The 7,282-nt window shown below is 71.2% G+C and carries 5 protein-coding genes and 2 tRNA genes; 5 read left to right on the top strand and 2 right to left on the bottom strand.

The window, feature by feature from the left end:
- The coding region (locus KN815_RS14800; RefSeq protein WP_216342405.1) for an ABC transporter ATP-binding protein at positions 1-442 on the top strand (442 nt) is incomplete at its 5' end.
- A complete protein-coding gene (locus KN815_RS14795) occupies positions 439-2,967 on the top strand; it encodes an ABC transporter permease (protein ID WP_216342404.1) in 2,529 nt (842 codons plus the stop codon). The genes KN815_RS14800 and KN815_RS14795, both read left to right, overlap by 4 nt.
- A gap of 241 nt (positions 2,968-3,208) precedes the next feature.
- Here the strand turns inward: KN815_RS14795 and KN815_RS14790 are convergent, their stop codons facing one another.
- Positions 3,209-4,390 (bottom strand): acyltransferase family protein, encoded by a 1,182-nt coding sequence (locus KN815_RS14790; protein ID WP_216342403.1) that lies wholly within the window; start codon positions 4,388-4,390, stop codon positions 3,209-3,211.
- Between the two features lie 615 nt (positions 4,391-5,005).
- Between KN815_RS14790 and KN815_RS14785 the strand changes: the two genes are divergently transcribed.
- Complete coding sequence (locus KN815_RS14785; protein ID WP_216342402.1) at positions 5,006-5,200, top strand: hypothetical protein; 195 nt, start codon at positions 5,006-5,008, stop codon at positions 5,198-5,200.
- A 122-nt stretch (positions 5,201-5,322) separates the two neighbouring features.
- Here KN815_RS14785 and KN815_RS14780 read toward each other — a convergent pair.
- Positions 5,323-5,396, bottom strand: a tRNA-Gly gene (locus KN815_RS14780).
- A gap of 179 nt (positions 5,397-5,575) precedes the next feature.
- On the opposite strand from KN815_RS14780, the gene KN815_RS14775 reads away from it, so the two are divergent.
- Both KN815_RS14775 and tig read left to right on the top strand, forming a co-directional pair.
- Positions 5,576-5,652, top strand: a tRNA-Pro gene (locus tag KN815_RS14775).
- A gap of 155 nt (positions 5,653-5,807) precedes the next feature.
- On the top strand, positions 5,808-7,229 hold the full coding sequence (gene tig, locus KN815_RS14770) for a trigger factor (protein WP_216342401.1): 1,422 nt from the start codon (positions 5,808-5,810) through the stop codon (positions 7,227-7,229).
- The last annotated feature ends 53 nt before the right edge of the window (positions 7,230-7,282 follow it).

Raw genomic sequence — 7,282 nt, 5'->3', positions numbered from 1 at the left:
GGGCGCCCGCCCCGACCGCCACCGGGCCCGTGAGGTGCTCGCCCAGGTCGGGCTGGGGGAGCAGACCAGGCGGCGGCCCGGTGAGCTCTCCGGCGGCCAGCAGCAGCGGGTGGCCATCGCCCGCGCCCTGGTCACCCGCCCCGATGTCGTCTTCGCCGACGAGCCGACCGGCGCCCTGGACACCAACACCGCCGCCGAGGTGCTCACCCTCCTGCGGCAGGCCGTGGACGCGCTGGGCGCGACCGTCGTGATGGTCACGCACGACCCGGTCGCCGCGAGCTACGCCGACCGCGTGCTCTTCCTCGCCGACGGCGCGATCGCCGACCGGCTCCGCCGGGCCCCGGCCCATGAGATCGCCGAGCGGATGACCCGCCTCACCGCCCGCACTCCGGCCCCGGCCACGGCCCCCGCCACGGCCTGGGCCGCGGAGGGGGTCCGGTGAGGCCGCTCACCAACGGACTGGCCCGCGCCGCCGTCCGCTTCAAGCCGTCCGCCTTCGCGGGCACCTTCATCGCCCTGGCCGTGGCCGCGGCGATCGTCTCCGCGTGCGGCATCCTGCTGGAGACCGGGATCCGGGCCTCCGTACCGCCGCAGCGCTATGCGAACGCCCCCGTCGTGGTCGCCGCCGACCAGCGGGTGCACTACGTCATCGGTCACGGCGACGGCCGCTCGGACGAATCCGAGCCGGTCCCCGACCGCGCCCGGCTCGACGCCTCCCTGGTGGCCACCGCCGCCCGCACCCCCGGGGCCGCGGCCGCGGCCCCGGATATGACCTTCCCCCTGCGCACCGCCCATGGGGCGCTCACCGGCCATGGCTGGGGTGCGGCGCCCTTCACGGGGGCGGCGCTCGCCTCGGGCACGGCGCCCCGGGACGGCGAGGCCGTCCTCAGCCCCGGGGCCGCCCGTGCGGCGGGCACCGGCGTCGGTGGCCGGATCACCGTGACGGCGCCGGACGGCCGCCACACGTTCCGGGTCTCCGGTGTGACCCGTAAGGCGGGCGGCGCCGAAGGTGACGGCCTTACGGCGTGGTTCACCGACCGCCGGGCCCGGGCGCTGAGCGGCCATCCCACCACCGTGGACGCCGTCCTCGTCCGCCCCCGCCCCGGCACCGCCCCGGACCGGCTGGCCGCCCGTCTGAAGCGGACCGTGAAGGGCGCGGCGCACTCCCCGCGCGTGCACACCGGCGGCGGCCGGGGCGCCATCGAGGAGCCCGCGCTCGCGAACGCCAGAGAGACGCTGATGGGGCTCGGCGGTTCCTTCGGCGGTATCGCGACCGCCGTCGCCGTCTTCACCACCGCGGGCACCGTCGCCCTCTCCGTCGGCCAGCGCGGCCGCGAGGTGGCCCTGCTGCGGGCGATCGGCGCCACCCCGCGCCAGATCCGCCGCTCCGTCGCGGCCGAGGCGCTGCTGGTCGCCCCGCTCGCGGGCGCGGCCGGGCTGCTGCCCGGATACGCGCTCGCCCACTGGTGGTTCGGACAGCTCAAGGAGAAGGGCGCCATCCCCGGGCCCGTGGAACTCTCCGTCTCCTGGATTCCGCTCGTCACCGCCGTCGGCGCCGGCCTTCTCACCTCGCTCCTGGCGGGCCTGATGGCCGCCCGCCGCCCGGCGCGGATCCCGCCCGGGCGGGCGCTCGGCGAGGCGGCCGTCGAACGGCTGCGGCCCGGTGTGATCCGTACGGTCCTCGGCGTCGCGGCCCTCGTCGGCGGCATCGTCATGACCGGCGTCGCCACCGCCGCCTCCGGCGACGACGCGGCCAACGCCGCGCTCGGAGTCGTGATGCTGTTCATGCTCGCCGTGGCCCTGCTCGGCCCGGTCATCGCCCGGCTGTGCGCCTGGCTGATCGGTCTGCCGCTGCGCGCGGGGCCCGCGTCGGCCCATCTGGCCGAGGCCAACAGCCGGGCCAACGCCCGCCGCCTGGCCTCGGCGATCACCCCGATCGTGCTGGCCATGGCCTTCGCCTCGACGCTGGTGTTCATGCACACCAGCGAGGACCACGCGGGCGACCGCCAGCGGCGGGCGGGCATCGTCGCCGACCAGGTGATCTCCGCCCCGGACGGGCTCCCCTCCGGTACCGCGGCCCGCGCCGGCTCCGTACGGGGCGTGGCCGCGTCGGTGGGGCTGCTGCGCACGGGGGTGCTGGTCCCGGTGGGCTCGGGCGACGGCCGCTGGCTGCGGACCGCCTCGGCGCAGGGCGTCTCGGGGAGCGGCCGCGATGTGGCGGCCGTACAGGACCTGGACGTCCGTGAGGGCCGCCTGGCCGCCCTGGGGCCGGGCCGGGTGGCCGTCGACGCGCTCCTGGCGAAGGCGGCCCACGCCCGGGTCGGCCACCGGCTCGCCCTCCACCTCCCGGACGGTACGAGGATCTCGCCCACCGTGGTCGCGATCTACGGGCGCGGGCTGGGCATCGCCGAGCTCACCGTCCCCCGTACGGCGCTGGCCGGCCATATGACGTCGGCGTTCGACAGCGATGTGCTGGTGCGGGACGACGAAGATGCCGACCGTAAGGCCGTCGCGGCGGCGCTCGGCCGGCTCGGTGAGCAGGTCACCGACCGGGACGGCTACGCGGCGGCCCAGAACGAGGACCGGAAGCTGAACGCCTGGGCCAACACCGTCATGGCGGCCGTCCTCGGCGGCTTCGCCGCCGTAGCCGCCGTCAACACCCTGGTGATGACCGTGCTGGACCGCCGCCGCGAACTGGGCACCCTGCGGCTGATCGGCACCACCCGGCGGCAGGTGCTCGGGATGGTGCGCTGGGAGGCGCTGCTGGTGGCCACGGCGGGCATCGCCCTGGGCACGGCGATCGCCCTGGCCACGCTGGTGCCGATGATGCGCGGCCTGACCGGCGAGGACCCGTATGTGCCGCCGCTCACCTACGCGGGCTTCGCGGGCGCCGCCGTAGTGCTGGGCCTCGCGGCGACGGCGCTCCCGGCCCGTGCGGCGCTGCGCCGTACGACGCCGAAGCCGTGAGCTGCACGCCTTGAGCCGTAGACGAGCTGAGAAGGGCTGGCCCGCGGAATCCGCGGGCCAGCCCTTCGGCTCGTGGCGGCCGTTGGCGCGTTCAGCAGGTCGGAGGAAGTCCGCCACGGTTCGGGCAGCGCCCCGAAGGGGCGCGGGGCCGTGTCGATGTGCGGCTCCGCCGCGTGGGCGCGATCAGCCACGACGGCGCCGCAGTCGGCCGACGACGCATCGTGACACTTCCAGCGGAGCGCTAGGCCGCCGTCGTCGTACGGCTGCGGGCCTGTTCGGCGGGGTCCTTGCGGAAGGCCCAGGCCATCTTCGGCTCCATGGCGAAGCGGAAGATCCGCTGCACGGGAGGCGTGCACAGCACGGTGACCACGGAGGCGGCGATGACCGTGACCGTGATCTCCCCCAGCGGTTTGTGCAGCCACTCGTGGTCGAACCAGCCCCAGAAGCGGGAGCCCTTGGCGAGGAAGCCGTGCAGCAGATAGCCGTACAGCGTCCCGGCGCCCAGCACCGTGAACCACATGTGCCGCCGCGGCACCCAGGCGAAGAAGCAGCTCACCAGCACGACCGAGCAGCCGAAGAGGGCGAGCGTCATCACCGGGCCGGTCCACGGCGGCGCGCCCAGCTCCTGGACGCTGTCGCGGTGGTAGAACCACACGGAGGTCATCCGCGGCGCCGCCCAGTAGGCGAACACCAGGGCGCACGCGAAGATCGGCACGGACGCGATCCGCACGGAGCGGCGGCGGACCATCTGGAAGTGCTCGGGCTTCATGCACAGGCCGAGGACGAAGAACGGCAGGAACTGGAGCACCCGCTGCATGTCCAGGTCGTCACCGATGTCGGGCGAGACGGCGGCGAGGGTGGCGACCGCGAGCGAGAGCGGGATCGGCCAGCGCACCAGCTTCCAGAGCGGAGTGGACAGCCGCCATACGAACAGCGCGATCAGGAACCAGGTGAGGTACCAGGGGTCGAGCAGGCTGAAGTCGTACGTCGGATCGTCGTCCGCCCAGCGCTTGAACAGCGTGTACGCGACCTCGAAGATCACGTAGGGCACCGCTACGCCGGTGATCAGCCGCTTGAGCCGGTCCGGCCGCATGTCGAAGCTGCGCGAGAAGTAGCCGGAGATCACGATGAAGGCCGGCATATGGAAGGTGTACACGACCATGTACAGCGCTTCCGCGGTGCGGCTGGAGTCGGTCAGCGGCTCCCAGGAGTGGGCCATCGCGACCAGCACGATCGCGAGGTACTTCGCGTTGTCGAAGAACGCGTCCCGCTGCTTGGGCTGCTGCCCGGCGGCGGCGCTGGGGGCGGGCGGGGTGGACGCCTGCTGCCCTGGCTCTTCGGCCCGCTGTGTGGGGGGAGTGGGCGCCGCCTCCTGGGGGAGCGGGGTCCGCTGATAACCGTGCGGGCGCAGGGAGTTGGTCACAGGCCCTCCCACCAGGAACTGGGGGAGACCACCCGGGACCTCACTGCGCGTGGGGGAGTCATGGCAGCGTGAAACATCTGAGGCACGATAGCGCTCAAACCTGTATTGCGTAAAACCTCGTTCTGTTTGCTTTCCGTTCATGCTCTTCGCATCACGGCCGATAGTCGACTCCGGGAAGTCGATGGGGAGTCGACAAAGCGATGCGATCATTCGATATCCCGGCCCAGACCGCCCGTTCTGACCGCTTTCATCCTACTTAATTGGGGCATATGCCCCGCAGGGGGCTCTGGCGGAATGTCTGATTCATTGATGTTTTGTCACCCTGTCGAGTGATCGCCGGGCGAATTCCGAATTCCCGCCCGAGATCATCCGGAGCGGTCGGAATTAATCGTCCGGGCGTCCCGCCGAGTTGTGGGCAGTATCACCCGGTCCCCTTTGAATGAGCGGATACCGGCTGGGTGCCGGAGGGGTGGGTGGCGTGTGCACGCGTGACCGTATATCGCTCCATCCCGCTGCTGAACGGGGGGAGTTGATGGCACGATGGTGGCTGCGGGGGTGTGCGTGGTCGCGTGCTTCCGGGGCCTGTGAGACGTGTGCGACTGAGGGTGGGATGTTGTGGCCATTTCCCTGTCATTGGTGCTGCTGGTGGGCATCATCCTGGTGATAATGATCCGGAATGGCCGGGTCAAGTGGGGTCCTGCCCTCGTCGCGATCCTCTTCGGGTTCCTGCTCGCCTCGTCCAACGTCGCGCCGGACATCCAGAAGTTCCTCGACTCGGCCGCCGAGGCGCTTGCCGACATCAACCCCTGACGCCGCCCGACTCGGCCCCCGAGGCATCCGCGCCCCGCGTCACGGGGGCGCGGATGCCCGGGCGTGTGCGCATACGCAAACGGCCCGGCTCCGGGGAGTTCCCCGGGCCGGGCCGAAAGCAGTGGAGCGGGCGACGGGAATCGAACCCGCGTAGCCAGTTTGGAAGACTGGGGCTCTACCATTGAGCTACGCCCGCACACGCCGCGTACACGGACGCACCGGTCACCCGGACACCTCCGCCCAGGCATGATCACCCGGATCGCGGCACGAGATGCATCGTAGCGGTTCTCCACCGTTCCCCGCACACCCTTGCCCACCAGTCGAATAACCGGCAGCCGGGGGGTCCGCGGGCATGTACCCTACGTGTCGCACCGACGGGGTGTGGCGCAGCTTGGTAGCGCGTCCGCTTTGGGAGCGGAAGGTCGTCGGTTCGAATCCGGCCACCCCGACCATCCACAGGCGTCAAGATCGCGTTGTGGGGCTCGTCATGCTTGCGGTTACTATGCAAGCTGCGTGTCTGTGTCTTTTTAACCGGACGCGAATCCGCTGCGACGCGACAGCGCACCGTAGCTGAACACCACACGTCAGCCCCCAAGGAGACCGAACCGTGAAGAGCGCCGTGGAGAACCTGAACCCGACCCGGGTTCGGCTCACTGTCGAGGTGCCCTTCGAGGAGCTCAAGCCCAGCCTCGACGCGGCGTACAAGAAGATCAACCAGCAGGTCACGGTGCCTGGGTTCCGTAAGGGCAAGATCCCGGCCCGCATCATCGACCAGCGGTTCGGTCGTGGCGCCGTCCTGGAAGAGGCCGTCAACGAGGCGCTCCCGAAGTTCTACACCGACGCGGTCAACGAGGGTGAGCTGAACCCGCTCGGCCAGCCCGAGGTGGACATCACCGAGCTCAAGGACAACGAGCTGCTGACCTTCACCGCCGAGGTCGACATCCGCCCGACGATCGAGATCCCGGACTACTCCGGTATCGAGGTCACCGTCGACGCCGTCGAGGTCTCGGACGAGGACCTCGACAAGTCCGTCGAGCAGCTCCGTGAGCGGTTCGCCACCACCAGCCCGGTGGAGCGCGCCGCCGCCGAGGGCGACATCGTCGTGATCGACCTCGAGGCCAAGGTCGAGGGCGAGGTCCTGGAGGACGGTGTCGCCACCGGCGTCACCTACACCATCGGCTCCGGCGAGCTGCTGGACGGCATCGACGAGGCTGTGACCGGCCTGGAGGCGGGTGGCGAGGCCACCTTCACCTCCGAGCTCAAGGGCGGCTCCGCCCAGGGCAAGGAGGCCGAGGTCTCGGTCAAGGTGTCCGAGGTCAAGGCCCGTGAGCTGCCGGAGCTCGACGACGACTTCGCCCAGTTGGCCAGCGAGTTCGACACCCTCGAGGAGCTGCGCGCGGACAGCCGTACGCGCCTGGAGCGGTCGAAGAAGTTCGAGCAGGCCACCCAGGCCCAGGAGAAGGTGCTGGACGCCCTGCTGGAGCTGGTCGAGGTGCCGATCCCCGAGAAGCTTCTCGAGGAAGAGATCAACACCCGTAAGCACAACCTCGAGCACCACCAGCTCGGTCAGATGGGCCTGAACCTCGAGTCCTACCTGCAAATGCAGGACAAGACCGCCGAGGAGTTCGACGCCGAGCTCAAGGAGCAGGCCGAGAAGGGCATCCGGACCCAGTTCGTCCTCGACGAGCTGGTCAACAAGGAGCAGCTCTCGGTCGGCCAGGAGGAGCTCACCGAGCACCTCATGCGCCGTGCGCAGTCCTCCGGCATGAGCCCGGACCAGTTCGCCCAGGCCGTCGTCGAGGGCGGCCAGGTGCCGATGCTCGTCGGCGAGGTCGCCCGCGGCAAGGCGCTGGCCGTCGTGGTCGAGGCCGCCAAGGTCGTCGACGACAAGGGCGAGACCGTCGACCTGGACGACGAGGAGGACGAGACCGGCGAGACGGTCGAGGCCACCTCCGAGGCCGTCGAGGCGCCCGCCGAGGCCGAGGCCGCCGAGGAGTCCCAGGAGAAGCAGGAGAAGGCCGAGAGCTGATCCCGGTCCGCTCCAGCCCGTACGAACGGGCCCGAACGTCTGCACGCGTCCGG

The organism is Streptomyces niphimycinicus (assembly GCF_018883605.1).
Lineage (GTDB): Bacteria > Actinomycetota > Actinomycetes > Streptomycetales > Streptomycetaceae > Streptomyces > Streptomyces niphimycinicus.
The sequence above is the reverse complement of the archived record's forward strand: the minus strand, read 5'-3'. Positions and strand labels throughout refer to the sequence as shown.